36 protein-coding genes and 3 pseudogenes are annotated in these 24,115 nt (G+C 62.1%); 15 read left to right on the top strand and 24 right to left on the bottom strand.

Going from position 1 to position 24,115, the window contains the following annotated elements:
• Positions 1-21 precede the first annotated feature (21 nt).
• Both WH5701_RS13715 and WH5701_RS13710 read right to left on the bottom strand, forming a co-directional pair.
• Positions 22-372 (bottom strand): type II toxin-antitoxin system PemK/MazF family toxin, encoded by a 351-nt coding sequence (locus WH5701_RS13715; protein WP_006173090.1) that lies wholly within the window; start codon positions 370-372, stop codon positions 22-24.
• Complete coding sequence (locus WH5701_RS13710) at positions 369-629, bottom strand: AbrB/MazE/SpoVT family DNA-binding domain-containing protein (protein WP_037981559.1); 261 nt, start codon at positions 627-629, stop codon at positions 369-371. The genes WH5701_RS13715 and WH5701_RS13710 overlap by 4 nt, the downstream gene beginning before the upstream one ends.
• A 259-nt stretch (positions 630-888) precedes the next feature.
• On the opposite strand from WH5701_RS13710, the gene WH5701_RS13705 reads away from it, so the two are divergent.
• Positions 889-1,188 (top strand): hypothetical protein, encoded by a 300-nt coding sequence (locus WH5701_RS13705; protein WP_006173087.1) that lies wholly within the window; start codon positions 889-891, stop codon positions 1,186-1,188.
• 125 nt (positions 1,189-1,313) lie between these two features.
• Positions 1,314-1,460 (top strand): annotated as a pseudogene (locus WH5701_RS18850) (HNH endonuclease); the annotation flags it as partial.
• 54 nt (positions 1,461-1,514) lie between these two features.
• On the opposite strand, the gene WH5701_RS13700 reads toward WH5701_RS18850, so the two are convergent.
• The 5 genes from WH5701_RS13700 to WH5701_RS13675 form a co-directional block, all read right to left on the bottom strand.
• Positions 1,515-1,856, bottom strand: a complete 342-nt coding sequence (locus WH5701_RS13700) for a DUF86 domain-containing protein (protein ID WP_006173086.1) — start codon at positions 1,854-1,856, stop codon at positions 1,515-1,517.
• Positions 1,853-2,167 carry a nucleotidyltransferase family protein gene (locus WH5701_RS13695; RefSeq protein WP_006173085.1) on the bottom strand — a complete coding sequence of 105 codons (315 nt, stop codon included), beginning with the start codon at positions 2,165-2,167 and terminating at the stop codon, positions 1,853-1,855. Before WH5701_RS13695 ends, WH5701_RS13700 begins: the two co-directional genes overlap by 4 nt.
• A 484-nt stretch (positions 2,168-2,651) precedes the next feature.
• Positions 2,652-2,888, bottom strand: a complete 237-nt coding sequence (locus tag WH5701_RS13685) for a HigA family addiction module antitoxin (protein WP_156776759.1) — start codon at positions 2,886-2,888, stop codon at positions 2,652-2,654.
• 73 nt (positions 2,889-2,961) lie between these two features.
• On the bottom strand, positions 2,962-3,462 hold the full coding sequence (locus tag WH5701_RS13680; RefSeq protein WP_006173082.1) for a GNAT family N-acetyltransferase: 501 nt from the start codon (positions 3,460-3,462) through the stop codon (positions 2,962-2,964).
• Positions 3,459-3,752 (bottom strand): DUF1778 domain-containing protein, encoded by a 294-nt coding sequence (locus tag WH5701_RS13675; RefSeq protein WP_006173081.1) that lies wholly within the window; start codon positions 3,750-3,752, stop codon positions 3,459-3,461. Before WH5701_RS13675 ends, WH5701_RS13680 begins: the two co-directional genes overlap by 4 nt.
• Positions 3,753-3,959: 207 nt before the next feature.
• Here WH5701_RS13675 and WH5701_RS13670 point away from each other — a divergent pair, with 207 nt between their 5' ends.
• Both WH5701_RS13670 and WH5701_RS18095 read left to right on the top strand, forming a co-directional pair.
• The gene (locus WH5701_RS13670) at positions 3,960-4,310 is read left to right on the top strand and encodes a nucleotidyltransferase domain-containing protein (RefSeq protein WP_037981552.1); all 351 of its coding nucleotides are present in this window, start codon (positions 3,960-3,962) and stop codon (positions 4,308-4,310) included.
• Positions 4,297-4,458: a HEPN domain-containing protein gene (locus WH5701_RS18095; protein WP_006173079.1), complete on the top strand. Its 162-nt coding sequence runs from the start codon at positions 4,297-4,299 to the stop codon at positions 4,456-4,458. The genes WH5701_RS13670 and WH5701_RS18095 overlap by 14 nt, the downstream gene beginning before the upstream one ends.
• Positions 4,459-4,512: 54 nt before the next feature.
• Here WH5701_RS18095 and WH5701_RS13665 read toward each other — a convergent pair whose 3' ends face one another.
• Together WH5701_RS13665 and WH5701_RS13660 are read right to left on the bottom strand one after the other, a co-directional pair.
• Positions 4,513-4,704 carry a type II toxin-antitoxin system HicA family toxin gene (locus tag WH5701_RS13665; RefSeq protein ID WP_232201922.1) on the bottom strand — a complete coding sequence of 64 codons (192 nt, stop codon included), beginning with the start codon at positions 4,702-4,704 and terminating at the stop codon, positions 4,513-4,515.
• A gap of 35 nt (positions 4,705-4,739) precedes the next feature.
• Positions 4,740-4,979 carry a type II toxin-antitoxin system HicB family antitoxin gene (locus tag WH5701_RS13660; RefSeq protein ID WP_083781911.1) on the bottom strand — a complete coding sequence of 80 codons (240 nt, stop codon included), beginning with the start codon at positions 4,977-4,979 and terminating at the stop codon, positions 4,740-4,742.
• Positions 4,980-5,251: 272 nt separating this feature from the next.
• On the opposite strand from WH5701_RS13660, the gene WH5701_RS15865 reads away from it, so the two are divergent.
• Entirely contained in the window at positions 5,252-5,458 is a 207-nt protein-coding gene (locus tag WH5701_RS15865) for a hypothetical protein (RefSeq protein WP_006173076.1), read from the top strand.
• Positions 5,455-5,766 (top strand): HNH endonuclease, encoded by a 312-nt coding sequence (locus WH5701_RS15860; protein WP_006173075.1) that lies wholly within the window; start codon positions 5,455-5,457, stop codon positions 5,764-5,766. The genes WH5701_RS15865 and WH5701_RS15860 overlap by 4 nt, the downstream gene beginning before the upstream one ends.
• Before the next feature lie 22 nt (positions 5,767-5,788).
• Here the strand turns inward: WH5701_RS15860 and WH5701_RS13650 are convergent, their stop codons facing one another.
• Together WH5701_RS13650 and WH5701_RS18845 are read right to left on the bottom strand one after the other, a co-directional pair.
• Positions 5,789-6,022 carry a DUF4926 domain-containing protein gene (locus WH5701_RS13650; protein ID WP_006173074.1) on the bottom strand — a complete coding sequence of 78 codons (234 nt, stop codon included), beginning with the start codon at positions 6,020-6,022 and terminating at the stop codon, positions 5,789-5,791.
• 3 nt (positions 6,023-6,025) lie between these two features.
• Positions 6,026-6,355: a DUF6883 domain-containing protein gene (locus tag WH5701_RS18845; RefSeq protein WP_006173073.1), complete on the bottom strand. Its 330-nt coding sequence runs from the start codon at positions 6,353-6,355 to the stop codon at positions 6,026-6,028.
• Between the two features lie 124 nt (positions 6,356-6,479).
• Between WH5701_RS18845 and WH5701_RS17780 the strand changes: the two genes are divergently transcribed.
• The 3 genes and pseudogenes from WH5701_RS17780 (at position 6,480) to WH5701_RS13640 (ending at position 7,427) form a co-directional block, all read left to right on the top strand.
• Complete coding sequence (locus WH5701_RS17780) at positions 6,480-6,620, top strand: hypothetical protein (protein WP_006173072.1); 141 nt, start codon at positions 6,480-6,482, stop codon at positions 6,618-6,620.
• A pseudogene (locus tag WH5701_RS18495) lies at positions 6,608-6,766 on the top strand (hypothetical protein); the annotation flags it as partial. The gene WH5701_RS17780 and the pseudogene WH5701_RS18495, both read left to right, overlap by 13 nt.
• 310 nt (positions 6,767-7,076) lie before the next feature.
• Complete coding sequence (locus WH5701_RS13640) at positions 7,077-7,427, top strand: Fic family protein (RefSeq protein ID WP_006173070.1); 351 nt, start codon at positions 7,077-7,079, stop codon at positions 7,425-7,427.
• A gap of 290 nt (positions 7,428-7,717) precedes the next feature.
• On the opposite strand, the gene WH5701_RS17775 is transcribed toward WH5701_RS13640, so the two are convergent.
• A complete protein-coding gene (locus tag WH5701_RS17775) occupies positions 7,718-7,870 on the bottom strand; it encodes a hypothetical protein (protein WP_156776758.1) in 153 nt (50 codons plus the stop codon).
• A gap of 67 nt (positions 7,871-7,937) precedes the next feature.
• Here WH5701_RS17775 and WH5701_RS13635 point away from each other — a divergent pair, with 67 nt between their 5' ends.
• The 6 genes and pseudogenes from WH5701_RS13635 (at position 7,938) to WH5701_RS18830 (ending at position 10,964) form a co-directional block, all read left to right on the top strand.
• The gene (locus WH5701_RS13635; protein WP_198005208.1) at positions 7,938-8,117 is read left to right on the top strand and encodes an addiction module protein; all 180 of its coding nucleotides are present in this window, start codon (positions 7,938-7,940) and stop codon (positions 8,115-8,117) included.
• Positions 8,114-8,395 (top strand): hypothetical protein, encoded by a 282-nt coding sequence (locus WH5701_RS13630; RefSeq protein ID WP_006173066.1) that lies wholly within the window; start codon positions 8,114-8,116, stop codon positions 8,393-8,395. The genes WH5701_RS13635 and WH5701_RS13630 overlap by 4 nt, the downstream gene beginning before the upstream one ends.
• Positions 8,392-8,607 carry a DUF2283 domain-containing protein gene (locus WH5701_RS13625; protein WP_006173065.1) on the top strand — a complete coding sequence of 72 codons (216 nt, stop codon included), beginning with the start codon at positions 8,392-8,394 and terminating at the stop codon, positions 8,605-8,607. The genes WH5701_RS13630 and WH5701_RS13625 overlap by 4 nt, the downstream gene beginning before the upstream one ends.
• A gap of 179 nt (positions 8,608-8,786) precedes the next feature.
• Positions 8,787-9,779 (top strand): annotated as a pseudogene (locus tag WH5701_RS18840) (HNH endonuclease); the annotation flags it as partial.
• A 91-nt stretch (positions 9,780-9,870) separates the two neighbouring features.
• Positions 9,871-9,972 (top strand): hypothetical protein, encoded by a 102-nt coding sequence (locus WH5701_RS18835; protein ID WP_369791642.1) that lies wholly within the window; start codon positions 9,871-9,873, stop codon positions 9,970-9,972.
• A 581-nt stretch (positions 9,973-10,553) separates the two neighbouring features.
• Positions 10,554-10,964 (top strand): HNH endonuclease, encoded by a 411-nt coding sequence (locus WH5701_RS18830; protein ID WP_369791641.1) that lies wholly within the window; start codon positions 10,554-10,556, stop codon positions 10,962-10,964.
• 11 nt (positions 10,965-10,975) lie between these two features.
• Here the strand turns inward: WH5701_RS18830 and WH5701_RS13610 are convergent, their stop codons facing one another.
• From WH5701_RS13610 to WH5701_RS13560, 12 genes are all read right to left on the bottom strand, one after another.
• Positions 10,976-11,182, bottom strand: a complete 207-nt coding sequence (locus WH5701_RS13610) for a hypothetical protein (RefSeq protein WP_006173063.1) — start codon at positions 11,180-11,182, stop codon at positions 10,976-10,978.
• Positions 11,142-11,237 (bottom strand): BrnT family toxin, encoded by a 96-nt coding sequence (locus WH5701_RS18490; RefSeq protein ID WP_232201918.1) that lies wholly within the window; start codon positions 11,235-11,237, stop codon positions 11,142-11,144. Before WH5701_RS18490 ends, WH5701_RS13610 begins: the two co-directional genes overlap by 41 nt.
• A gap of 162 nt (positions 11,238-11,399) precedes the next feature.
• Complete coding sequence (locus WH5701_RS13605) at positions 11,400-11,771, bottom strand: hypothetical protein (RefSeq protein WP_006173062.1); 372 nt, start codon at positions 11,769-11,771, stop codon at positions 11,400-11,402.
• Between the two features lie 62 nt (positions 11,772-11,833).
• Positions 11,834-14,950, bottom strand: a complete 3,117-nt coding sequence (locus tag WH5701_RS13600) for a type I restriction endonuclease subunit R (RefSeq protein ID WP_006173061.1) — start codon at positions 14,948-14,950, stop codon at positions 11,834-11,836.
• Between the two features lie 115 nt (positions 14,951-15,065).
• Positions 15,066-15,365: a hypothetical protein gene (locus WH5701_RS13595; protein ID WP_006173060.1), complete on the bottom strand. Its 300-nt coding sequence runs from the start codon at positions 15,363-15,365 to the stop codon at positions 15,066-15,068.
• Positions 15,362-15,655: a hypothetical protein gene (locus tag WH5701_RS13590; RefSeq protein WP_006173059.1), complete on the bottom strand. Its 294-nt coding sequence runs from the start codon at positions 15,653-15,655 to the stop codon at positions 15,362-15,364. The genes WH5701_RS13595 and WH5701_RS13590 overlap by 4 nt, the downstream gene beginning before the upstream one ends.
• Before the next feature lie 107 nt (positions 15,656-15,762).
• On the bottom strand, positions 15,763-16,647 hold the full coding sequence (locus tag WH5701_RS13585) for a GIY-YIG nuclease family protein (protein WP_006173058.1): 885 nt from the start codon (positions 16,645-16,647) through the stop codon (positions 15,763-15,765).
• Positions 16,644-16,943 carry a hypothetical protein gene (locus WH5701_RS13580; RefSeq protein WP_156776757.1) on the bottom strand — a complete coding sequence of 100 codons (300 nt, stop codon included), beginning with the start codon at positions 16,941-16,943 and terminating at the stop codon, positions 16,644-16,646. Before WH5701_RS13580 ends, WH5701_RS13585 begins: the two co-directional genes overlap by 4 nt.
• Positions 16,944-17,197: 254 nt before the next feature.
• On the bottom strand, positions 17,198-19,111 hold the full coding sequence (locus WH5701_RS13575; RefSeq protein WP_071934305.1) for an ATP-dependent helicase: 1,914 nt from the start codon (positions 19,109-19,111) through the stop codon (positions 17,198-17,200).
• Positions 19,108-20,814, bottom strand: coding sequence for an ATP-dependent endonuclease (locus WH5701_RS13570; protein WP_006173055.1), 1,707 nt, complete (start codon positions 20,812-20,814; stop codon positions 19,108-19,110). The genes WH5701_RS13575 and WH5701_RS13570 overlap by 4 nt, the downstream gene beginning before the upstream one ends.
• A complete protein-coding gene (locus WH5701_RS13565) occupies positions 20,805-22,247 on the bottom strand; it encodes a restriction endonuclease subunit S (RefSeq protein WP_083781908.1) in 1,443 nt (480 codons plus the stop codon). Before WH5701_RS13565 ends, WH5701_RS13570 begins: the two co-directional genes overlap by 10 nt.
• Positions 22,237-24,048, bottom strand: coding sequence for a class I SAM-dependent DNA methyltransferase (locus tag WH5701_RS13560; RefSeq protein WP_006173053.1), 1,812 nt, complete (start codon positions 24,046-24,048; stop codon positions 22,237-22,239). The genes WH5701_RS13565 and WH5701_RS13560 overlap by 11 nt, the downstream gene beginning before the upstream one ends.
• Between the last annotated feature and the right edge of the window lie 67 nt (positions 24,049-24,115).

Genomic DNA, 24,115 nt, shown 5'->3' with positions numbered 1-24,115 from the left:
TTTCACCTGAAGGCCCCTGACTCACACCACCAAGCCAAGGATCTGCCCCACAATCGCCATCACCTCCTCCAGTTGGGAGTCGTTCAGTCGCCCGAGTGGATGGAGGCGAGCGCCCCTGGCGCGCCAGTCGAAGGATTTGAGTTGCTGGCACAGCACATAGCTGTGAGCGCCCGGACGATCGTGGATCGGGCCCAGATCCACAGCAAAGGTGGAACCACTGTTGTAGGGAGCTGAGGTCATCGCACAGCCCACCACCAGGCCCACGGTGGCGTGAAAGGAGGCGGTGGACAGCACCGCAAAAGGGTGGTGATCGATCCAGATCACGTCACCGCGATCGGGCACCCACGCCTGGCCCCCTCGGCGGGGGTTCACTCGACGACCTCAGCCCCGTCCGGAGGGAAGGCCATGGCCTCCGTGGGTTCGCCAGGCATGGGCTCGTAGGCCGCCAGCCGTTCGGCCAGAGACAGGCGAGGCTGAACCGGCCGGATCAGCACCCTACCTTCCACGACGGAGAGTTCCACGGCCTGATCTTCCTGCAGCCGAGCCTCCCGGGCGATGGCTGCAGGCAGGCGAATGCCAAGGCTGTTGCCCCAGCGGCGCAGGGCCTGGCGCGAAGGGGTGGCGGCCATGGACATCAGGCGTATAGACAGAGGTATAGACGCCTCAGGCGGCTGGGGTGGCACACCAGAAGGGATCCCAGCAGGGGTGCCAACCTGACGGGCCGCCAAAAACCAAACCTGCCCCGGTCGCCCGGCAGCCGCCAGCATCACTCCATGGCCTCCAGCCGCTCTGCTGTCTTCCTTCGCCTGCGCGCGTTCATCGCCGAGCGGATGCGCATGAGCCCCATCGATCAGCCTCTGATGCTGCTGGAACTGCTCGGCCACTGATTTGCCAGGCAACAGCCAGCCCCGCCCCAGCGCAGGACGTGGCCCGGCGAATCCTGGGCAGCGGATGGTGGGCAAGGTGCTCTCCGGCAACGGCATCACCGCCTACGGCAACGGCGCCTACAGCCTGATCGGCGGCGACGAACTGAGCGACGCCGAGCGCGACCAGCTGCAGCAGCTGTGCCGCCAGCGCCTCGATGCCTTCCGCGAGCAGCGCGGCGAAGTGATGACTTGTTTGTTTGTTGAGAAGCCTGCGGCTTCGGCCACCGCAGCCGCCACCGCACCCCGATCAGCGGCTCGGTGAAGTACCGGGTTCACCGATGCGCCCGAGGCCGCTGCGAGTGCTGCGGCGCGCACGAGCACCAGCGGGCCCTGGAGGTGGACCACATCATCCCGTAGGCGAAGCCTTCCGCGCAGCGGTGGAACCACGGCGGCCCAGACGACATCAGCAACCTGCTGGCGCTCTGCTTTCGCTGCAACGCCGGCAAGCGCGATGGTGATGGCCAAGGCGAGAGGGCCGCACCAACTACCTGCAGGCCAGGGACGGGCAGCGGCAGGATCACCCGCTTCTGGTAATCCAGGGGGTTCATGGTGGGTCTCTTGGGCAGCAGACGATGCTCGCTTTGCAGATCAATCGTTCCTTTGCCGTTCAATCAGTGAGCGAACGGTGAGACCGAGGGGTGGTAGGTCACGCGCCACGGTTTCCCAGACCTGCTCCAGATTCACACGCAGATAATCATGAATAAGAACGTCCCGCATGCCGGCGATGGACTTCCAAGGAGTAGTCGTTTCGGACTCGCGAAGGTCGGCCGACAGATTCTTCACGGCCTCGCCGATCACGATCAGATTGCGTATCACTCCATCCTGCAGAAGCGTGGAAGCAAGAAAAGCTGCGCGGCCTTCCATGGTGTAGAGAGTGATGCGCTCAAGGGCTTCGCCAATGCTGGTGAGGTAAAGGAGATCCTTGCTCACAACGCCGTTGCTTGCGCGATGACCTGATCACGGATCAATGGATGCAACTGCGCTGCTTCCGCCAGATCCACCTGGCAATTCAACAGAGCTTCCAGCTCCTGCCGAAGAGCGATCACCTCCAGCAGGGAACAGCCCCGCTCCAGATCCACGAGAAGGTCAAGGTCGCTGCCGGGCCGATCCTGGCCGCGGGCCACCGAGCCATAGATCCGCAGGTTGCGGGCCCCATGGAGGTGAGCCACGGCAAGCACCTCCTCGCGGGCGGCCCGGAGCCGCTGGGAAAGGGAAGTTTCCTGGTTCGACGGGACAGCCATGGTCCCATTCTGGACTGCATCCCCGCCGAGGGCGATGGACACGACACCCCTACCTAGCCGACCTGCTGCAGCCTCAGCACCCCCACGCCAGAAGGGATCCCAGCAGGGGCACCTGCCTGACAGGCCGCCCAAAACCAAACCTGGCCCGCTCGCCCGACAGCCGCCAGCATCACTCCATGGCCTCCAGCCCCTCCGCTGCCTTCCTTCGCCTGCGGCACACCATCGCCAAGCGGATGCGCATGAGCCCCATCGACCAACCGCTGATGCTGATGGAACTGCTGGGCCACAGATTTGCCAGGCAACAGCCAGCCCCGCCCCAGCGCAGGACGTGGCCCCCACCGGATCCTGGGACGCGCATGGTGGGCAAGGTGCTCACCGGCAACGCCATCACCCACTGCGAGAAGGGCACCGTCGCCCTGGTGGGCGGCGAGCAGCTGAGCGACGCAGAGGGCGGCATCAGCTGGCACCGAGCCGCCAACCCTGCTCAAGCCATTGGCTGGATTGGCTCGATCGCCGGCAACACATTCGCCAGAACCTGCTTGGCCAGCTTCAGGTCATGGCTCCCTTGCATCCGCAGCCAGAAACCATCACTCAGACCGAAGAAACGGCACAGGCGCAGATCGGTGTCGGCAGTGATCGCCCGCCGCCCTTTGACGATACCCCCGCTGGACGTAGGCACGCCAGGCAGTGGGGCCGGGCAACGGCGATCACGCGCTGACATGGCGGCCTGACTTGCCTGTGTTCCTCCTCTTACAAATGCCACCTACGTCTCACCCAGCCGGATGCCCCCATGCTCACCGGAGGATCTTCCTCGCGTCCTTGAGCAGCAGGAGCAGCTGCTGCTGGCGCAGTGGCGATGCGGTGAATCCGAACCGGGTGTAGAAGCGTGCCGCGTCTTCGTCGATGGGATGGGTCAGGATCGCCCGAATTCCGGCCTGCTCGGCGATCACCAGCGTCCGACGGATCGCGTCCTGAAGCATCCCGACACCGAGGCCTCGTCCATGGTTCTCCCGTGACACGGCGAGCCTGGCCAGGATGACCACGGGCAGCGGAAATCGCCCCATGCCCTGACGGATGCGCTCTGGGGCCTCCACCGTGTCGACCTGGCCCACGGTGAGGCTGAAATAGCCGGCGACGCGATTCGCCTCGTCGGCAACGACGAACGTTCTGGCCGAGCCACTGGTCTGCGCCTGGCGGGCGTGGTGCAGTAGCCAGTGATTCAGTGTGGGCCTGCCGCAGTCAAAGCCTTCCAGCTGGTGCTGGACGGCCAGCGGCTCCGGCGGCCGCCAGGTCACTGGGCGTCCCAGGGTGCCTGCCTGGCGAACAGATCACGGAGACCCTCGTTGGCCTGTTCGGGGCGGTCCAGCAGATCCATCAGGGCCTGGGCCTGGGAGGCCGAGACCATGAACAGGCGCTGATCAAGGAGCGTCTGCTCGGCAGCGAGACAGGCACTGTCGAGGATGAAGTCGGTGAGCGACTTGTGGGTCGCCTCGGCGGCACGGCGCAGCACGGCTTCCTGCTCCGGCGTGGCGCGCAGGCCGAGCCGGGCTGAGCGCGCAGGAGGCGAAGCTCCGATGGCAGCCATGGCGAACCGTCTCCACCTTGAGTAGCTCGACAACGTTAGTACAAACGACGCACGCAAGGGCTTCCCCTCCACCAGTGCCACCCCCCGTCTCACCCCAGCGAGGATGCCTATGCCTCCGCCACCTACGGGCGCCTGCGCGCCTTCATCCAGACCGCAGCGATGGTGAGCCTGCTTCCGGGCGAACCCAGTGGCCATCAGAATGGATCCATGACTTCCACGACAGCCTCCAAACCGATCGAGCCGAGGCTGGCGGGCATGGTTGCCGGCATTCGCCAGCTGATCCCTGCTGCTGATGTGCGTCTGTTTGGATCGAGGGCCCGCGGAGATGGCCGGGCCGACTCCGATGTGGACCTGCTGATCACCGTGCCTGATGCCTGGCTGGCGCAACGCGACCGCTTTGGGCTGCTCGCTGACCTCTGGGGTGCCGTGGCCCAGCCGGATCTGTCGGTCGACCTGGTGCTCCACTCGAGCAGCGAAGTGGCCCGCCGAGCCAAGGAGCCAGGCTCCCTGGTGTACGAGGCCATGCGGGAGGGCGTTCTGCTCGATGGCCAGGCCTGAAGCGCTGCGGCTGCTGCGCATCGCACGCCGCGACCTCAGGATGGCCCGCCGCCTGCTGGATCCAGAGGTGGAGCAAGCCAGCTGGGGTTGGGCCGCGCAGCAGTGTCTGGAGAAGGCCCTCAAAGCCTGGTTGCTGCAACTCGCCTGAGATCACCACTCACCCACCAACTGCGTCGCCTGCGCCACATCAACGATTCGGTGCTCAGCGGTGGCTGAGGAACTCCTCCAGGGTCATGCCGATGTCCTTGGCGATCTGACGAAGCAGCGGAGGAGAGATATCACGTCCCTTGTGAACTGGAACTGTGGTGCAGCGTCCGCGAGGATCACGAAACTGCAGATGGGAGCCGCGCTGACGAACCACATCGAAGCCCAGTTTCCGAAGGATGTCCGCCACCTCAGAGAACTTGAGGACGGGGGTTGAGCCCACGTTCAGGCCGGCACCACGATCTGCTGCAGGCCCACGAAGTCGCTCCCCAGGGCCGGCTCGCCGTCCTCCAAGAGCATGGTGATCACCTCCTGGAGGTTGGCCTGCAGCTCATCAAGGGTCTCCCCCTGGCTGTGAGCGCCGGGGAAGCCAGGGACGTAGCCCACAAGCAGGCCCGTGTCCGCGCAGCGCTCGATCACGGCGGAGAACGTACGCACAGTCTCTGCTGCCTTCAGTGGATTCATCGTAGGCAACTCGCCAAGTCTTTCCGAAGGGGTGACAAAGGGCATGGCATCGCCGCAGGGCTTCTGCCCCACAGGTGCCACCCCCCGTCACACCCCAGCCAGGATGCCCCCATGCCCTAGCACCCCTCCCCCACCTACGAGCGCCTGAGGCACACCATCGCCAAGCAGATGCGCATGAGCCACATCGACCAACCGCTGATGCTCATGGAACAGCTGGGCCGCCACAGCCCGGCCCCAGCGCAGGACGTGGCCCGGCGGATCCTGGGCAGCGGATGGTGGGCATGGTGCTCACCGGCAACGGCATCACCGCCTACGGCAACGGCGCCTACAGCCTGATCGGCGGCGACGAGCTGAGCGACGCCGAGCGCGACGCGCTGCAGCAGCTGTGCCGCCAGCGCCTCGACGCCTCCCGCGAGCAGCGCGGCGAGGAGGTGTTCGCCCACCGAGCCGCCACTGCACGCCGATCAGCGGCTCGGTGAAATACAGGGTTCTCACCCGTGCCCGGGGCCGCTGCGAATTGGGCGGCGCGCACGAGCACCAGCGGGCCCTGGAGGTGGACCACATCGTCCCGAAAAACCACGGCGGCTCCGACGCCATCAGCCACTTGCAGGCGCTCTGTTTCCGCTGCAACGCCGGCAAGCGCGACACCGACTGCACCGACTTCCGCGGTGTGCAGGCCAGCTACGGCCACCGCGAAGCGGGCTGCATGTTCTGCGCGCTGGAGGGCAGCGGCCGGGTGCAGATCAAACCCACAGCATGGAGAGCCCATCGCCGAGCGGATGCTTAGGGTCGATGAGCACGTCCGAAACTCAATGCTTGGCCGTGGCGAGCGAACGCACAGCGATCAGATCCTGATCACCAATCGCTCGGAGGCTGGCTGAGGAAAGCATCAGGAGAGATTGCGTGCGTCCTGATGCGGCGACGAACTCAACCTCATAGGTTTCAGGATCGTGAATGGCAACAACAGCACCGAGATCGCCCGACTGAAGACCAGTCTCGGGAATGTCCTGGGTGAGAGCAACTGTCTGGTGCAAGGCAAACATGACTTACTCCGGAAATGCGGTGACGAGCCTTGGCTGCCTGGAATGATCAGAGATCAGCCAGACCGTTCTGAATGGTCTGGATGCACCGTTGGGGCCTTTCAACGTAGCACTGATGACAACTTTCATCCCATAGGCGCTCATCTCGATCCGCTGAACCGTCCCAGTCTGCCCATGGTGGAGCAGATCATCACGAAGTCGTATCCAGTATTCAACGGTGTAGCCGAGTGAACGAAATACCCTGGCCTTGAAGCGACCGACTGGATGCATGTCTGAGAGCAGGTAGTCGCAGACCTTGGCATCGTCAACGATCGCGTGGTCTGCATGGGGGAGCATTCCTGGGCCAGGTTGATCGCCGGGGCTTCTCCTCCACAAGTGCCACCCCCGTCACACCCCAGCCAGGATGCCCCCATGCCCCCGCCCCCGCGCAGGACGTGGCCCGGCGGATCCTGGGAAGCGGATGGTGGGCAGGGTGCTCACCGGCAACGGCCTCACCGCCTACGGCAACGGCATCACCGCCTACGGCAACGGCGCCTACAGCCTGATCGGCGGCGACGAGCTGAGCGACGCCGAGCGAGTGGAATCAGAATGCAGGGCATGAACACTCCAGTTGCGCTACCGATCGACAGCCGCCTGCAGGAGATGGCGGCTGTGATCCATGGCGTGATCCCTGGCTCGGAGGTGCGCCTGTACTCCTGCGGAGAAGCCTGCGGCTACGGCTCCAGGGCCCGGGGCACCGCTGGCCCTGAGTCGGACATCGATCTGCTGATCACGGCCCCGGATGCCTGGCTAGCTGCTGGCGCGAGCGGATGTGTCGCTGGATCTGCTGCTGTACTCCGAGCGGGAGTGCGAGGAACGCCGCCAGTGGCGCACTCACGTGATCGGCAGGGCGTTCCGGGAGGGGCGGTTGCTGGATGGTGCTGTCTGAGCCGGAAGGCCTTCTACGGATCGCCTGCCGATGAACCGGTACACCGTTTCTGGATCGGCCGCTGAATGTGAGCCTGGCTCGAACGGCTTGGTTCTGCGTAACCGATTGGGAATCACAGATCCAGGGGTCATGGGGTCACTGGAACAGGATCTGCTGCTTCAGCTCTATGAGGGGATATTCATCAACGGGGATGAACCTCATCGTCTCACTGTCGCGGAAGTGATCGAATGGCACCGGCGCTGGCTGGAGGCTGTCTATCCATGGGCAGGAAAGGTGCGCCAGTTCAACCTGAGCAAAGGGAACTTTGCCTTTGCAAGTGCCCATCTCCTGCCCGATCTTCTGGAGGCCTTTCAACGCGAACAGCTCAACAAACGCACACCCCTTGATCCCCATTTCGCCGCCATCCGTGCCGGGGCTGTGTTGAACAACGCTCCGATGCAGCAGCTGTTCAGGCTGGTGTTGCCTGGTGGGGGTGATTAGGAGGGGTTCGCCGAGCCGCAAGCTGGCCTTCAATTAAGGCGATGGACTAGCCCGTTTCGATGGCTGTGGAGCTGGCCACTGCACGAATGATCCGAGACCGAAGCGGCACACGGCCAGCCTCCTGACGGAGCCGCTGGAGACCTGGATCGGAGCTGACCATGGCTTACAACACGTCAAACCCACTCTGACACCAGCACGGCAAGCTCGCCCGCGCCCCCCACCGACCAGCGCCTGCGCGAGTTCATCGCCGAGCGGATGCGCATGAGCCCCATCGACCAACCGCTGATGCACTAGCCGAAGACTGTGAAGCAGTTGAGCTGAGCGACAGCGAGCGCGACGAGCTGCTGCAGCTGTGCCGTCAACGCCTCGATGCCTTCCGCGAGCAGCGCGGCGAGAAAGTCCGGGTGTTCACCCATGCCCGCGCTGATCCCGGCTGCTGCCAAGCACCATCGCTAATTTGGGATTCGATGGTTTCCTGCCTGGCCGGAGTGGCATGTTGTGAAAGACCTGTTGACCCTGCCTCTGGCTCAACGGCTTGAGTTGGTCCATACCCTGTGGGATTCCATCGCTGACGAGCAGATCGGCCCGGAACTCACAGAATCCGATCGCGAGCTGATCGATCATCGGCTGGGGCGGTTCCTGGCAGACGGCGACCCGGGCCTTGATGCCAACGAGGTGCTGGGTGCGTGAAGACAACGGCCTACTTCCGTGATGTGGTGGTCCAGAAGCACCCAGGGATTGAGGAGGAGTGGATCCAGCGGGTGATGGCCGAACCGCTCGAACAACGCAGGCAGGCCGACGGTCGCTACGCCTTGTGGGGCCTGGTGCCGGAGGTACAGAACCGTGCGCTCAGGGTCATTACCCTTGAGGACAGAGAGACCGTGCACAACGCCTTTTTTGATCGGGGCTTCCTCAAGGCCCGAAACCGGTCCAAGACCTCCCCACCTGCTGAGCGTCCTGAGCCATGAAGATCCGCTACTTCCCCGATACCGACACCCTCTACATCGAGCTGGCCGACCGGGCGAGCAGCCGCTCAGAGGCGGTGAGCGACAACGTGATCGTGGACTTTGATGAGCTTGGCAAGCCGGTGGGTGTGACGCTGGAGCACTACTCCCAGATCAGCGACAGCAGCACGATCGAGACCCTGCTTCCGATTTCTCCTGTGCTTCAGCCGGCCTGAACATCACCCCGGAAGCGGCACGCGGCCAGCCTCCTGACGGAGGCGTCGTCACACAACGGCTTTGGTCCCTGTCGGACCACGGCAGCGAAGGTGGCCAAGGGGGTGGAGCAAATCCTCTTGTCCGTTCCCCCGCCGGGTGAGGCCCAGGCGTTGCCGTGGCCTGCCCATCGGTCCCGCGGATGAACGGAGCTGGGGTGGCACACCAGCTCCCTGAGCCGGGTTGGCTGCAGCCGCCGCATGCCCACGCCAGAGGGGAAGCCAGCAGAGTCGCCTGCCTGACGGGCCACCCAAAACCAAACCTGGCCCTGGTGGCCGGCAGCCGCCACCATCCCTCCATGGCCAACAGCCCCTCCGCTGCCTTCCTTCGCCTGCGCGACTACATCGCCAAGCAGATGCGCATGAGCCACATCTACCAACCGCTGATGCTCATGGAACTGCTGGGCCGCCACAGCCCCGCCCCAGCGCAGGACGTGGCCCGGCGAATCCTGGGCGAAGACGTGACCCAGATCGACTACTACACGGAACGGGTGAAACGGATGGTGGGCAAGGTGCTCACCGGCAACGGCATCACGCAGTACGGCAATGGCACTTACACCCTGATCGGCGGCGATGAACTCAGTGACGCCGAGCGCGACGCGCTGCAGCAGCTGTGCCGCCAGCGCCTTGATGCCTTCCACGAGCAGCGCGGCGAAGAGGTGTTTGCCCACCGCAGCCGCCACCGCACCCCGATCAGCGGCTCGGTGAAGTACAGAGTGCTCACCCGCGCCCGGGGCCGCTGCGAGTGCTGCGGCGCTCACGAGCACCAGCGGGCCTTGGAGGTGGACCACATCATCCCCAAGAACCAGGGCGGCTCCGACGCCATCACCAACCTGCAGGCCCTCTGCTTCCGCTGCAACGCCGGTAAACGCGACACCGATCGCACCGACTTCCGCGGTGTGCAGGCCAGTTACGGCCACCGCGAAGCGGGTTGTGTGTTCTGCGCGCTGGAGGGCAGCGGCCGGGTGCTGCTGGAGAACGAGCTGGCGCTCTGCATCGCCGACGCCTACCCGGTGAGCGAGGGGCACAGCCTGGTGATCCCGCGTCGGCAGGTGGCCGACGGGCTGGAGCTGCACCAGCCGGAGTGGAACGCCGTGGTGGCGCTGCTGAAGCTGCGGCGGGAGCAGCTGAGCGCCCAGGAAGCCACGATCAGCGGCTGGAACGTGGGCCTGAACTCAGGCGAAGCGGCGGGGCAGGCTGAACTCAGGCGAAGCGGCGGGGCAGACGGTGTTCCATGCGCACTGGCATCTGATCCCGAGGCGGGAGGGGGATTGTCAGCAGCCACGGGGTGGGGTGCGGGGGGTGATCCCGTCGAGACGGTCCTACTGAAGACAGCCAGCCTCACCTCGGCTACAAAGTCACAAGTACGGGCCGGATCCGTGCCCTCCTACTGGTGGGTGAACCACAAACAGACCTACCGGCAGGAGACCGACGGCGGCTACATCTGGTCGCCGAAGGCCAATGCCAACGGCGCCCGGAACGTGACCTACGACAACCTCAGCCGCTGCCAGCGGGGGGATGTGGTGTTCAGCTATGCCAATGGGCGGATCAGCCAGCTGGGCCTGGTGGAAACGGCGGCGATCACGGCCACCAAGCCGCCGGAGTTCGGCTCAGCGGGGGAGAACTGGAGCCAGGAGGGCTGGCTGGTGCGGGTGAACTGGCAGCCGCTGCGCCAGGCCCTGGTGCCGCAGACGTTCTTTGAGCTGCTGCAACCGCTGCTTCCCGAACGCCACAGCCCGATTAGCACCAGCACGGGCCGGGGCAACCAGGGGGTGTACCTGGCAGGGCTGAACGAAAGCCTGGGGCTGCTGTTGCTCCAGTTGATCGAGGAGCACGCCGATCCGGCGGTGCGGGTGCACCTGGTGGTGCTGGCGGAGGAGGGGGAGTACACCGCCGCGCTGCTCGATGACATGCAGCGGTTGCGGGAGGTGCCCAGCAGCACGGAACGCGATGCGCTCACCAAGGCGCGGCTGGGGCAGGGGTTGTTTCGCCATCGGGTGTCGGAGCTGGAGCCGGCCTGCCGGGTCACGGGCCTGGCGAGGCAGGAGTTTCTGGTGGCCAGCCACATCAAGCCCTGGCGCGATTGCGACAACAGCGAACGGCTGAGCGGCGCCAATGGCCTGCTGCTTTCCCCCCATGTGGACAAGCTGTTTGATCGCCATTGGATCAGCTTCGATTCAGGCGGCGAGCTGATCTGGCAGCACGAGGCAGCTGGGGAGGCCTTGCGGTGCTGGGGTATCGAGGGGGCGAATCTGATCCGGCCGTTCAGCCGCGAGCAGGAGGCCTTTCTGAGTGCTCACCGAGAAGCGCTGAGGTACTGAGGTCGATTCGTTCAGGATTCGTGGGCTTGTGCCTTCAGGAAAGGCTGATCCGGCTGGCCAGGACGCTTGATCACGGCGTGCGCAAGATCATCCTCCATGATTTCAGGGATTTCCTCATACTCTTCAGGTTGGATGACATGGTCATCCACACGCCGCAGATCAGAGTGGATCTCGCCGTCAGTAGAGGTGTTGGAGAAAACGACGTTGTTCTCGCTCATTGGCCTTTCGCATGGAGATGATGTGCCTAGTGCCGTTGCGCTCTGTGTAGACCACGATAACGGCGCGGCCTCGAAGCACTCCCAAACAGACGATTCTGACTTCAGAGAATAGTCTCGCCTGCAATCGGGGAATTCGATCGTGGGGCCAGCGAAGACGTCCTCCGCATCGAGGAAGTCCAGGCCACGCTGCTCCAGGGTTCGCAGACGCTTGGCCGGGTCAAAGCTGATCACCGGGCAGGAAGCGCTGGATAAAGGTCGCCAGGGGCATGGGCCCGCAGCGGGAGATCCAGCTGCCTCCGCCTGGAATCCGACGCCAGCACTGCACCTGGAGACGGGGATCGCTGCCCGGGTGTAGCTGCACCCGGTAGCGATACCCAGCATCGACGGCCTGCTCTGGGCTGGCCAGAGGTTCCGCTTGGTGCTGGGTCCTCAGAAAAGAGGCGAGGAAGCTGGAGGCGTCAGCAGCTTCGCGAAGGGCTGTCGCAAAGCGCCAGGCGGCGCCGGTGGGGTACCCGTCGTGGTGGAGGTAGAGATGGCGCTCCAGATCACCAGGAAAGCCGGTGAAGGAGTAGACGGCGCGAGTTGCCAAGGCATTGGGGCGGCTGCACAGGCCAGTGCCACCGGTGCCTCAAGAGCTGTGGCCGCCCTGGATTACACCCAGTGGGCGCAGAGCAGCTCCGCCTGCGCCAGCACGGTTTTTATGGCCTCTGCCTGGAGATCCGGGGGGTAGCCATATTTATTGAGGATGCGTTTCACCATCACGCGGATCTTGGCGCGGGCACCTTCGCGTAGGGTCCAGTCGATCGACACGCTCTTCTTCACCTGCGTGATCAGTTCGGCGGCGATCACTTTGAGCTTGGCATCGCCCATGGCCTGCATGGCGCTGTCGTTGGTGGCGAGGGCGTCGTAGAAGGCGACTTCGTCGTCGCTGAGCCCGAGGGATTCACCGCGTTTGGTGGCGGCATCGAGCTCTTTGGCGAGGGAAATCAGCTCCTCAATCACCTGGGCGGTGGTGATGGCGCGGTTGTGGTAGGCGTTGAGGGTGGCCTTGAGCTTTTCGGAGAACACCTGGCTCTGCACGAGATTGCGCTTGGAGCGCACCTTGAGTTCATCCTTGAGCAATTTCTCGAGCAGTTCGGCGGCAACGTTCTTGTGCTTGAGGCCGCGCACCTCGGCGAGGAACTGGTCGCTGAGGATCGAGATGTCTGGCTTGGGCAGGCCGGCGGCGGTGAACACATCGATCACCTGGCCATCGGTGGTGATGGCCTGGCTCACCAGCTGGCGGATGGCGACGTCGATCTGCTCGGGCGTTTTGCTGGTGCTGCTGGATTGCTTGGAGAGGGCGGCATGCAGGGCCTGGAAGAAACTCACATCGTCGCGGATGGCGGTGGCCTCGTCGCTGGCGGCGCAGAGCGCGAAGGCACGGGAAAGTTCGGCCACCACCTGCAACCAGCGCTGCTTGCCGTTCTCCTGCTGGAGGATGAACTCCTGGCCAGCGGGAAGGAGCTGCAGGCGCTCGCTGGGGGTGCCGCTGGTCCAGGCCGACCAGTCGAAACCATGCAGGAGATCGGTGGCGACGCCGTGCTTTTCGAGCATCACGGCGATGGCCTGGGCGGTGTCGAAGGTGGGGTCGCCCTGGCCGCCGCTTTCGGTGTAGGTGGCCAGGGCCCGCTTGAGCTGATCGGCGAGGCCGAGATAATCCACCACCAAGCCGCCCGGCTTGTCGCGGAACACCCGGTTGACGCGGGCGATGGCCTGCATGAGGCCGTGGCCTTGCATCGGCTTGTCGACGTACATGGTGTGCAGACAGGGGGCATCGAAGCCGGTGAGCCACATGTCACGCACGATCACGATCTTGAAGGGGTCGGCGGCGTCCTTGAAGCGGTTGGCCAGCTGGCGGCGCGCTTCCTTGCTGCGGATGTGGGGCTGCCAGTCAGGGCCGTCATCGGCGCTGCCGGTCATCACCACCTTGAGGGTGTCGTGCGCCCACTCGGGCCGGAGCTGGATCAGGGCGTTGTAAAGGTCCACGCAGATGCGACGGCTCATGCACACCACCATCGCCTTGCCGTCCATGGCCTCCAGCCGTTTCTCGAGGTGCGCCACCAGGTCGGCGGCCACCAGGGCGAGGCGTTTGGGATCGCCCACCAGGGCTTCGAGAGCAGCCCACTTGGTTTTCAGCTTTTCCTTCTGGGTGAGCTCCTCCCCTTCGGTGATCTCCTCAAACTCCGCGTCGAGCCTGGGCAGGGCGGCGGCATTGAGGGAGAGTTTCGAGATGCGGCTCTCGTAGTAGATCGGCACGGTGGCCTTGTCAGCCACGGCGCGCTGGATGTCGTAGATGGAGATGTACTCGCCGAACACGGCTCGGGTGTTGGCGTCGGTTTGCTCGATCGGCGTGCCGGTGAAGCCGATGAAGGAGGCATTGGGGAGGGCATCGCGCAGGTTGCTGGCGAAGCCGTAGTAGATGTCGCCGGTCTTTGCGTTCAGCTTGCCGCCGAAGCCGTACTGGCTGCGGTGGGCTTCATCGGCAATCACCACGATGTTCTGCCGGGCGCTCAGCTCGGGCATCGCTTCGCCCTTGTCCGGCATGAACTTCTGGATGGTGGTGAACACCACGCCGCCACTGGCCCGGTTGAGCAGTTCGCGCAGGTGGTCGCGGCTGGCGGCCTGCACGGGCGTCTGGCCGAGGATGTCGGCGCAGCGCTGGAACTGGCCGAAGAGCTGGTCGTCGAGATCGTTGCGATCGGTGAGCACCACCAGGGTGGGGTTCTGCATCGCCGGGTGGCGCACAATGCGGGCGGCATAGAAGAGCATCGAGAAGCTCTTGCCACTGCCCTGGGTGTGCCACACCACGCCGGCGCGGCGGTCGCCCGGCCGGCCGCCTTGGCTACGCGCGGCGGGTCCCAGGCCGCTGGCACGCACGGTTTCCTCCACGGCCGCGTTCACGGCATGGAACTGGTGATAGCCGGCAATGATCTTGTGCAGGGCGCCCGAGTCGGGGTCTTCCTCGAAAACGATGAAGTGCTGCAGCAGGTCAAGGAAGCGCTGCGGCTCGCACACACCACGGATGAGCGTTTCCAGTTCCAGGGCCGTGGCCGGGGCGTCAGCCTCGCCATCGATGCTGCGCCACAGCTTGAACCACTCCTGATTGGCGGTGATCGAGCCGATGCGGGCCTGCAGCCCATCACTCACCACCAGGGCAGCGTTGTACTGAAGGAGCGTGGGGATTTCGGCTTTGTAGGTTTGCAGCTGGGCGTAGGCGCTCCAGATGGTGGTGCCTTCAGCGGCGGCGTTCTTCAGCTCGATCAGGCCCAGGGGCAGACCGTTGAGGAACACCACCAGGTCGGGGCGGCGGTTGTGCTGGCCGTCGCTGACGGAGAATTGGTTCACCACCAGCCAGTCGTTGGCCGCAACGGCGGCGAAGTCGACCAGCCGCACATGGTCCCCGGCGATGCTGCCATCGGGCCGGGGGTATTCCACCGGCACACCCTCCCGCAGCAGGCGGTGAAAGGCGCGGTTGGTCTGCACCAACGAGGGTGTGGCCAGGCGCAGCAGTTTGCGCAGGGCCTCTTCCCGGGCCTCCTCGGGAATGGCGGAGTTGAGGCGGCCGATGGCCTCGCGCAGCCGGCCCACGAGCACCACATCGCTGAACGACTCCCGCTCCGCCGCCGATTCGCCGGGAGCCAGCTGGGGGCCAGGGAGCACCGCGTAGCCCAGCTCCTGGAACCAGCCGAGGGCCGCCTCTTCGATGAGAGCTTCGTTGAGGGTCATGGCGGATCCAACCTGTGCAACATGTGCACTGGTTGCCTTTGGGTGCTGCTCGCCTTCCTTGCGGTGATCTGTGACGTTCCACCAGGTTGAGCTGACATGGTGAGAGGCTGCCAGCTCAATCTCGCCCTGCCTCTGTACGTTCCGGCAAAGTGCCGCTCACGTACTTGTGCAGCACGCTGCTGATCAGCGTCTGATAGGGAATGCCTTCCTGCAGGGCGCGGGTGCGGATGGCCTGGAGGTCAGCACTGGAGAGACGGATGTTGATCCGCTGGTCTTTCAGGCCCGTAGCCTTCGCTGCTTCCTGGAGCTGGCTGAGAAGAGCCGGCATGGCCACACTGCGCAGTTCGCCGGCCTCGAAATCAGCGAGAAGCTGCTGCTCTGCAGGCTCCAGATCAGGTGAAGAGGGGATGGTCATGATTCAGGCCCGGGGGGCGTGGATGGGTTGTAGACGCGGTTGGCCTTGCGGCTGGGGATGATCGTTTTGAGAAACAGGTGCTCTTCGGTTTCGATCATCGGCACGAGGTGGATGTAGCCATGGAGGCGCACCACGAGAATGCGCTGCCCTGGGTAGCGCTGCGGGTTGGGGTGCTCCAACACGTCGAGCAGATCGCCGGCCTCGATCGCCACCACCACCGCCTCGAAGCACAGCCGCCGCTCGGCCAGGAGTTGAGCATTTTTCTCTGGTCTCCATGCGAAGGGCTTCATCAGCCAAGCCTAGCGACGCTGTGTGCCTGATGTCATCAGCCTTGCCATGCAATCCCCAGCCCATCGGAGGGCTGGGTTGATGGACATAGCAAGTTCAAGCTTGGCCCTTACGGCTCAGCGTCTGCGGAGGCCGCCGCCGCCGCCAGCTCCTGGTGCTCCTTGAGGGTGATCCCGGCGGCATCCTTCCATTCGAGCCTGCCGTTGGCACTGCGGGCGAGTAAGAGCCCCGCCGCCTGGGAGGGAGACTTGAACTCGTAGTCCTGGAGCAGTTCCACCTGGTTGTCCTGCTTCGCGAGGACGCCCTGCTGGATGAGTTGCTCCCGCGTGCGCATCAGGCCGTCGGGAGAGCTGGCGACGAAGTCACGGCGCCCCTTGGCCCCCTTGAGAACGGTGAACCCGTTAGGAGACTCGTATCCCCGGCCCTCGGCTTCCGGACCACTTAGGAAGAAGAGGTTGCTGGGGTTGCTGGAGGGGAAGGTGGGCGGCTGCTCGAAGGCCCTGAGCCCCAGCACCGGAAAGCAGACCAGCACTTCCTCCAGGAAGCCTTCGGCCTCAGCGCGGTCCATCTCGGCCAGGTTCACAGCATGGCCCTGCACCACGTTCTCCAGCCGGCAGCGCTTGGCCGCCTGGGCCAGGCCGATCAGCCGGGCCTCCAGGTGCTGGGCGTGGGCCTTGTTGAGGTAGCCGTCCTTGGAGGTGAAGGCGTAGGCCGTGGTCCAGAACTCCTTGGCCTGGTGCTGCTCCAGGCGCCGCCCGAGGGGGTCGGCCTCGCCGATGTACGCGAGGTCGGCGCCGCCGTCCTCAGGGTCGGGACCCGTGAGCACGTACACGCCAGGACGACCGGCCTCCGGGCGCTGGGTGAACTCCTTTAGCTGGGAGCGAGGGATCACATAACCGATGCCGCTCCAGTTCGTCTTCTCCACGATTCGCATGCCCTCCGGCAGCCCGGAGGGCACGAACAAGCGCAGGGCGAAAGGGCGGGGAGTGGTCATGGAGTGGACAGCTTGTCGGTTGTGTAGGCCTGGCGCTCGTGGTTGGGCGTTTTCGGGAAGGCAAGGTTCAACTGCCGCTGGCGGTAGAGCGTTTTGAGGTACTGGTCCCGGAGAGTGTCTGGTTTCCGGTTCACCAGCTCCGCCAGGCAACGCAGCGTGGTTAACCGCACCTGGCAAAGGCTCATCACGACATCGATGAGCACCTGACGATCGACCTTGCCCTTGGCTCGGGGCTCCGAGGCCATCGCTTCGAGACGCGAGCAGAACGCTTTGGAGAGTGCCTCCAGATCATCCACGACAGGCAGCTGCTCTGAGAACAAGCAGCGGTCAGGGTCTCGCTGCTCGGCCAAATTCCGGGAGCTGGGAGTCAAATTCGGGGAGCTGAGGACCAAAATCGGGGAGCTGAGGACCAAAATCGGGGAGCTGAGCCAAAAACGGCGTCTGGGCGTGGGATGAATTTACCGGGGGCTGGTGGTTAGCGAGCACATCAAATCCTGAACAAAACAGGATTAGGTCGCTTGGAGGAAAAGCGAAAGAGAGTAGTTCTTGGCTATATCTTGATTCCCATTTCGGTAAGGAAGCGCGACGGAGTCTTTGGATATCCAAAGTATCTATCTGAGTAAGACAAGATAAGCTCTTCTTCTGCTCGTGTAATGGCGACAAAACAGTTTCTGCGCTCCTCGCTCATTTCAAAGCTATCATCGCCTTTCTTTCTGGCCGCCCAACTCGGAAGCTGGTCCTCAACCAAGCCCAGGAGATAAACACGCTTAAACTCTAAGCCCTTTGAACTGTGTATTGTCATACAGCGCACTGCGTCCTTGGGTGGCGGGGCCTCTTTTGACCGTAGATCAAACTCTTGAAGCAGAGAGTGAAGGCTTACCTCGTCTTTTCCGTACTGCTGGATTACCTCCTGTTGCAATAAGAACCAGACATCCTTTTCCACCTGATACTCATCGAAGGCATTATCCGTGGCGGCGGGCTGATTCTGAATTGCATCAAGCCACCGGAATGCGGAATCGATGAATAGCCAGTGATTGAGCCGCTCGAGCAGAGTGTTCTTCATGTGCTCAAGAAAACCGCGCGTGGCAACTGAAACAGTTTGCTGATCTAGTGCGGCTTCAAGCCAGCCGCGAAGATAGTCCCCACCCTGGAATGAGGATGTCGCTACTACATCTTCTACCCTAATATTATTCCCTTCTAGGGAGAAGAAAGCTTTGCAGACTCTTCGAAGCTGTTCTCTGTCCTGCCTTGCATTTGCAAGTCTTAATGCCGCGTGCAGCCAAGTGACAGGCGCACTGATAAACTGACTTTTGCGTATGGAGATGTATGCAGGAAAGCCTTGCTGCTTGCACTCTGTAATCACAGCGTCCAAAAGCTTTTTACTTCTACCAAGAACGACGGTGCTGTTACGGCTGTCAGGAGGAGTTTTCTTCAACTCGTCAACCACCCATTCGACTTCTTGCCTGAAATCACCAAAGTAGAATACTCTTAAATGGGTATCAGCCGTTGAAACCTTATGTGCTCTGAGGCGCTCCTTGCCGGCAGAGCGGTCCAGATTGTGGATAATTAAATTATTTGCCAACTCAATCACAGCTGGCGGGCAGCGATAGTTCTCAGGCAACTGCACAATCTCCACCGAGAAGCGATTCTGAAGCTCCTGGAGGCGCTTGGGATTGGCTCCGTTCCACTGGTAAATTAGTTGATCATCATCTGCCACAACGAACAGATTTGGCCTCTCTTCCGGAACGAGTGAGCAGAGGAGCCTAAATTGGGTCTTATTTGTGTCCTGGAACTCATCTACACATATGTAGCGATAAACACGTTGAAACTGCCTTGCGATTGCTGGGCGTTCTTCGAGAAGTTGTGCCGCCATGCCGATAAGGGACGCAAAATCCAAGTGGTTGCCCTTAATGAGCTTGGAACGGTAAGCATTGAAAAGCTGGGACAGAAACTCTTTGTGCTTATGCTCGCCTAGCCTCTCGGCCAGTTCCTCAGGATTCGAGCACTCTGCAAGCATCTTATCAATAAGTGGTAAAGCATTAGACGCTCCTGGGATTGTATCCGCGACATCCTCACTGAGCATTTTCATCGCCTCAGTGGCTACTGCCTCACGGTCCGCCTGTTCAACCAGAATCGTGAAGTCTGGCCTAAGACCAATGTAATGTCCATGCTGCCGCAAGATCTCTGCCGCAAAAGAGTGGAAAGTTGTCAGGAGCGCCCGATCTTTGCTGACATCCAGTAGGCCTTCTAATCGAGATCTCATTTCCCCCGCCGCCTTATTCGTGAAAGTCACGCCAAGGATTCTGAAGCGCTCGCCAGCTGTATCGTTGAGTAGGCGTGCGATACGGTAAGTCAACACGCGAGTCTTTCCTGAACCGGGACCGGCAAGGACGAGTAAAGGCCCCTCATTCCACCGAACGGCTTCAAGTTGCCTCTCGTTGAGTGATGAGAGGTCGATGCTCATAGTCGCGCGTTGTTCACAGCTGTTGTAATTGCGGTTTCAATCGCGGCAGGAAGGCCCGGCGAGCCTGCCTGCCGGGCAGCTTCCACAGCCTCGATTGCGAGGTGTGGTTTAGAGGTTGAGCTAATCGCCATGCGGATTGTCTGCTCAGTATAATCGGGAGTACCAGGGATAGCTGTGATGTTGGCCCGTTGCGGAGCACCAACAGCTGAGTCGTAAACGGCTGAGTACCCATGAGACCACATGGCGTGCTCAATGTCTTTCTCTGCCAAGAGGGTGAGCCTCTGGGCTTCAGGTGTTGCACCGAGTAATCCCCGCGCGACTGTTGCGTATCTCTGTCCAGCGGGATCTCCATCCGCGAAAACGTGCCACTCAATACCAAGCTCAGTTGCAAGCTTGATTAGGGGAGCGAGACCGCACTGGGCGAACTCGACGCAACACACTCCCTCGAGTTCGAGATCTAAGTCGAGAAGACGTGCAGCTTCAGGTAGAAACCAAAACTCGCTCTCACCCTCCACGAGCAGCCACGATTTGGCGAAAAGCAGATTCCCACGTTTAGCTCTAACATGGTAGTTGATCTTACGTTCGTCGTCGGGACTGAGCGTGCCTTCATTCACCTGAAAAACTTCAACCTTCCCGGCTTTCCGCGCCAAGCGTCTAATAGAGTGCAAAGGGACGGCGGCAATCAATTCGCCAGAATGGGTCGCAATAATCTTCTGGCCCCTGATCCCACTCAGCACTTGCCACAGCGATCGCACCGCAGACGGATGAAGATGCGACTCGGGTTCCTCAAGAGTAAGTAGTGGTTCCGAATCTGGATCGTACGCTTCAGCCAGCCGTGAATTGAGAAACGCTTCGAAAAGGAACAACACCGAAAGGCTCTGCGTTCCTGCTCCATGCTGGGTGATAGGCAACTTTGCTCCGCCTCTTGCCGCAAGCTTTACCTGCGTCTTGTTCAGCATGTCGAATATGCGCGCTGGAATTGCCTCTACACTTACGAGATCTGTCGAAGCCAATGGAACCAGTCTGCCAGTCTTCGCGACTTGAGTCTTCACCTCGTCAAACGGCGTATGTGAATCGAGAATTATCTGATTGATTGCTTCAATCTGCTCTTCTAGTTCAGCACGAGTGGCGTCATCGATCTGCGGATTCTTCGTAAAGGATCCCCAAAACTGAGAGCGTCCCTGGAAGTGATGGCCCGCGTCCCTTACAGCAGCCAAAAAGAACACTGGGTTGAGTTGCTGAAGCTCTCTTACAAGTTGCGGACTTTTAGCTCCTGTCAATTCGTTATCAGCCAGGTCCCGAAAGGTCCAATCGAGAAAGAAGTCCTTCGAGGCAGGATCGTAAGCAGCAACGACCCGAAAGCGAATTTCCAGCCTGTTATCAGCACGTGCTTGATAAGCCTTGTCGAAGGCTTGGACTATTGCATCCGGCCATTCACCTTCCTCTGACTCGACAAACGTAAAGTTAAGTTCTATTGGCGGCGAAGAGCTAGGGTCTGGCATGGCCGCCGTGAGGTGGAAATCATAATCCCCAAATGGAACCACCTTGCGTGCCAAGTTCCGGCTTAAGCACGTGTAAATGGCTTCCAGAATACTTGTCTTACCTGTATTATTCTCGCCGATAAGGACAGTGCATGGTGCAAGATCAATTTCGAGTTCCTCGATTCCACGAAAGTTTTTGATCGCGATTTTGGTCAGCTGCATGGTGTAGCTCTGTCGGGCAGGAAACTCAACTCACCGCTCAGCAGCTTCGGCAGCAGCGTATCGCGAAGAATGGCGAGAGTCCGCGATTGCTTTGCGTTGGAGAGGATTTGGGTAACTAGCGGCGCGACTTGTTTTGTGAACGCTTCCATAACAGGTTTCGGTGGAACCAGCACGCCAAGCGAGCGGACGGCAGTCGAGTTAAGGCCGGGGATGGCAACGCCCGTTCCTTTGATTCGCATCTCGGCGAGGGCGAACTCGGAGCTCATCCAAAAGTAGAGGTACTCTTGACTAAGGAGTCCGTTGCTCCGCAGTCGATAGACATGCTCGTTGATGCTGCATTCCTCGAACGGGAATCCATCGCCGAACATACTCACATGTGGCTCGAATTCCCCGGGGCGTCCGCCGTCCTTGTAGAGCAGAACGTCGTGGCTCTCGATGTGGCCCCTCTTCATTCCTTCATAGAACTCGACTGGCACGAACTTCGTCTTGCCGAAGTCGAAGACGCCGACACTCACGATGCTTTCTGCCCCAATGCTGGGGACACCACTCGTGATTCCAGAAACTCCACCTTTTGGTCGACCGCCTGTTTCCAAGACAGCTAGTACGCTTTCGAGCGTAGTGACTTCCCAGCCTTTGGGCTTTTTGCCGAGCGGCGAGTCTTCCAAGTGTTCGGGGAAGAGCGCGGCGGTACTCATATCAAGACCAACAGGCTGCTGCCCATCAAGCTTGGCCCGCACAGGATCGAAATCCACGAACCAGCTCTGAAACAGCGCCCGCGCCATCTTCTCCAGCGTCGCGTTCATCCGCCGGTTCAACTCGATCTTGTCGTCCAACGCCCCAAGCACAGCCGCGATCGCCTTTTGCTCGGGCAGGGGTGGCAGGCAAACGTGGAATGCCTTTGCTTCGGGATAATAAATCGTCTGATGAGTGGTGCCACTAGCAAAGCGCCACAAAGCTTCGTTCTCAGCAAGTAGAACGTATTTCAAAAAATGCGGATCAATATTCGGCCCACAAACCCAGTTCACAAAGTCTTGGCTGGTCGCCATCGGGCGACCCATAACAACAACAAACCCAACTGAAGCGGTGCGAGAAAGGCAAACAGTATTTGCTGGAAGCAGGCGAGCCGATGAGTTTTCGAGGCCTAGCGCGCTGACATGTTGATAGGTGTCCGAAAGCGTGCGTCCATGATTATCGGTCGCATCCTTGATTCCAAGCCAGGGAATACCGCCGTCCCAATACTCTGGATTCTTCCGACTTGGTGTGTGTCCGCTTTCAAGCTGCGCAACGCTGCTCAAGGGAGTCCATGTCCAGCCCTTCGGAGATTCAAGGTCAGGACACCCAACGGAAAGAGCAATACGACCGGGAATCACTCCCGTAGTAGCTTCACGCCCTCCCGTTCTTCCTGTTCCGAAGCCTGCCTCTTTAACAACCATAACCCAGCCCCCTCAGGTTGGCTCGGATGGCCTGCTCCAGCTTCGCCGACTCGGCAAACTGGGCCTCCAGCTCCGCCACCAGCCGCGGCATCTTCTCCTCAAACGGCTCGCCGTCGTCTTCCACCTCCTCCGCCCCCACATACCGCCCCGGCGTCAGCACGTGGCCATGGGCAGCAATCTCAGCGGTGGTGGCCGATTTGCAGAACCCCGGCACATCCTCGTAGCTTCCCTCGCCGTTGGTGCATCGCCAGCGGTGGTACGTGCTGCTGATCTTCGCCAGATCAGCCTCGAGCAGTTCCCGATGCACACGATCGATCAAGGTGCCGAGCTTGCGGGCATCGATGAACAGGGTGTGCCCGCGCCTATCGCGGAAGCCCCGTTGGCCGTCGGCAGCTTTGCTCTTCGCCAGGAACCAGAGGCATACCGGGATCTGGGTGCTGTAGAAGAGCTGGCCTGGCAACGCCACCATGCAGTCCACCAGATCCGCCTCGATCAGGGCTTTGCGGATCTCGCCTTCGCCGCTCTGGTTGGAGCTCATGCTGCCGTTGGCGAGCACAAAGCCGGCCATGCCCTGCGGCGCCAGGTGGTGGATGAAGTGCTGCACCCAGGCAAAGTTGGCATTGCCCTTCGGCGGCACGCCGAACTGCCAGCGCACGTCATCGTCTTTGCGGAACCAGTCGGAATCGTTGAACGGCGGGTTGGCGAGCACGTAATCCGCGCGCAGGTCTGGATGCAGGTCGCGGCGGAAGCTGTCGGCGTGCTCGGGGCCGAAATCGGCCTCGATGCCGCGCAGGGCCAGGTTCATCACCGCCAGCCGGCGGGTGGTGGCGTTGCTCTCCTGCCCGTAGATGGAGATGTCGCCCAGCTTGCCGCCGTGGCTTTCCACGAACTTCTCGCTCTGCACAAACATGCCGCCGGACCCGCAGCAGGGGTCGTAGATGCGGCCCTTGTAGGGCTCTAGCATCTCCACCAGGCAGCGCACTACACAGCTCGGCGTGTAGAACTGGCCGCCGTTCTTGCCCTCGGCTGACGCAAAGCGGGTGAGGAAGTATTCGTACACCCGGCCCAGCAGATCCACCGAGCGATGGGTTTGTTCGCCCTCGCTCGCGGCGGTGAGTTCGATCGTGGCGATCACATCGATCAGCTCCCCCAACCGCTGCTTGTCGAGGGCGGGACGGGCATAGTCCTTCGGCAGCACCCCCTTGAGGCGCGGGTTGTCGCGCTCGATCGCCACCATGGCGTCGTCCACCAGCTTGCCGATCGTGGATTGCTTGGCGTTGGCCTGCAGGTGGCTCCAGCGGGCTTCGGCCGGCACCCAGAACACGTTCTCGGCCTTGTACTCGTCGGGGTCTTCCGGGTTGGCTCCCTCGTAGTCGCCCTCGCCGGCCAGCAGCTTGGCGCGGTGCTCTTCGAAGCTGTCGGAGATGTACTTGAGGAAGATCAGGCCAAGCACCACGTGCTTGTACTCGGCCGCGTCCATGTTGTTGCGCAGCTTGTCGGCCGTGAGCCAGAGCTTGGCCTCGAAGCCGAGGTTGGCGGTGCCGTTGCCGGAGGCCTTGGCCTTGCGGCCGTTGCTGGCAGGTGCCGCCGCCTGGGCCACCGGCTCGGCGCCCACCAGAGACACGCTGTCACTGCGACCCCTTCCACGCGACACGATTCCCTTGGCCACCAGAGCCGCCTTCACCTCTTCGTAGAGGGGTTCATCCCAGCCGAGCACCTCCCGAAGGGCGGGGTTTCTGGCGGGGCTGCCGGCCTGTTCCAGGGCTTCTAGGAAGTCGTTCAGCTGATCCGGATCGGGCACGGATGGATCAGGTCGTCGTCGCTAGGGGGAGTCTGCCTGCTGTGGGGGCCGTTTGGGGGTACTCAGG

Origin of the sequence: Synechococcus sp. WH 5701 (assembly GCF_000153045.1) — a bacterium.
GTDB classification, from domain to species: domain Bacteria; phylum Cyanobacteriota; class Cyanobacteriia; order PCC-6307; family Cyanobiaceae; genus Regnicoccus_A; species Regnicoccus_A antarcticus.
Note: the sequence above shows the minus strand (reverse complement) of the source record. Positions and strands in the feature narration are given on the sequence as shown.

What these genes read in the sequence shown, in the direction of transcription:
- WH5701_RS13710 (WP_037981559.1), bottom strand. Translation starts at nt 629, where the DNA reads ATGGCCGCCACCCCTTCGCGCCAGGCCCTGCGCCGCTGGGGCAACAGC.
- WH5701_RS13695 (WP_006173085.1), bottom strand. Translation starts at nt 2,167, where the DNA reads ATGGCTGTCCCGTCGAACCAGGAAACTTCCCTTTCCCAGCGGCTCCGG.
- WH5701_RS13685 (WP_156776759.1), bottom strand. Translation starts at nt 2,888, where the DNA reads ATGTCAGCGCGTGATCGCCGTTGCCCGGCCCCACTGCCTGGCGTGCCT.
- WH5701_RS13675 (WP_006173081.1), bottom strand. Translation starts at nt 3,752, where the DNA reads ATGGCTGCCATCGGAGCTTCGCCTCCTGCGCGCTCAGCCCGGCTCGGC.
- WH5701_RS13670 (WP_037981552.1), top strand. Translation starts at nt 3,960, where the DNA reads ATGACTTCCACGACAGCCTCCAAACCGATCGAGCCGAGGCTGGCGGGC.
- WH5701_RS18095 (WP_006173079.1), top strand. Translation starts at nt 4,297, where the DNA reads ATGGCCAGGCCTGAAGCGCTGCGGCTGCTGCGCATCGCACGCCGCGAC.
- WH5701_RS13660 (WP_083781911.1), bottom strand. Translation starts at nt 4,979, where the DNA reads ATGAATCCACTGAAGGCAGCAGAGACTGTGCGTACGTTCTCCGCCGTG.
- WH5701_RS15865 (WP_006173076.1), top strand. Translation starts at nt 5,252, where the DNA reads ATGGTGGGCATGGTGCTCACCGGCAACGGCATCACCGCCTACGGCAAC.
- WH5701_RS13650 (WP_006173074.1), bottom strand. Translation starts at nt 6,022, where the DNA reads ATGTTTGCCTTGCACCAGACAGTTGCTCTCACCCAGGACATTCCCGAG.
- WH5701_RS18845 (WP_006173073.1), bottom strand. Translation starts at nt 6,355, where the DNA reads ATGCTCCCCCATGCAGACCACGCGATCGTTGACGATGCCAAGGTCTGC.
- WH5701_RS17780 (WP_006173072.1), top strand. Translation starts at nt 6,480, where the DNA reads ATGGTGGGCAGGGTGCTCACCGGCAACGGCCTCACCGCCTACGGCAAC.
- WH5701_RS13640 (WP_006173070.1), top strand. Translation starts at nt 7,077, where the DNA reads ATGGGGTCACTGGAACAGGATCTGCTGCTTCAGCTCTATGAGGGGATA.
- WH5701_RS13625 (WP_006173065.1), top strand. Translation starts at nt 8,392, where the DNA reads ATGAAGATCCGCTACTTCCCCGATACCGACACCCTCTACATCGAGCTG.
- WH5701_RS18830 (WP_369791641.1), top strand. Translation starts at nt 10,554, where the DNA reads ATGCAGCGGTTGCGGGAGGTGCCCAGCAGCACGGAACGCGATGCGCTC.
- WH5701_RS13610 (WP_006173063.1), bottom strand. Translation starts at nt 11,182, where the DNA reads ATGAGCGAGAACAACGTCGTTTTCTCCAACACCTCTACTGACGGCGAG.
- WH5701_RS13600 (WP_006173061.1), bottom strand. Translation starts at nt 14,950, where the DNA reads ATGACCCTCAACGAAGCTCTCATCGAAGAGGCGGCCCTCGGCTGGTTC.
- WH5701_RS13595 (WP_006173060.1), bottom strand. Translation starts at nt 15,365, where the DNA reads ATGACCATCCCCTCTTCACCTGATCTGGAGCCTGCAGAGCAGCAGCTT.
- WH5701_RS13590 (WP_006173059.1), bottom strand. Translation starts at nt 15,655, where the DNA reads ATGAAGCCCTTCGCATGGAGACCAGAGAAAAATGCTCAACTCCTGGCC.
- WH5701_RS13585 (WP_006173058.1), bottom strand. Translation starts at nt 16,647, where the DNA reads ATGACCACTCCCCGCCCTTTCGCCCTGCGCTTGTTCGTGCCCTCCGGG.
- WH5701_RS13575 (WP_071934305.1), bottom strand. Translation starts at nt 19,111, where the DNA reads ATGAGCATCGACCTCTCATCACTCAACGAGAGGCAACTTGAAGCCGTT.
- WH5701_RS13570 (WP_006173055.1), bottom strand. Translation starts at nt 20,814, where the DNA reads ATGCAGCTGACCAAAATCGCGATCAAAAACTTTCGTGGAATCGAGGAA.
- WH5701_RS13565 (WP_083781908.1), bottom strand. Translation starts at nt 22,247, where the DNA reads ATGGTTGTTAAAGAGGCAGGCTTCGGAACAGGAAGAACGGGAGGGCGT.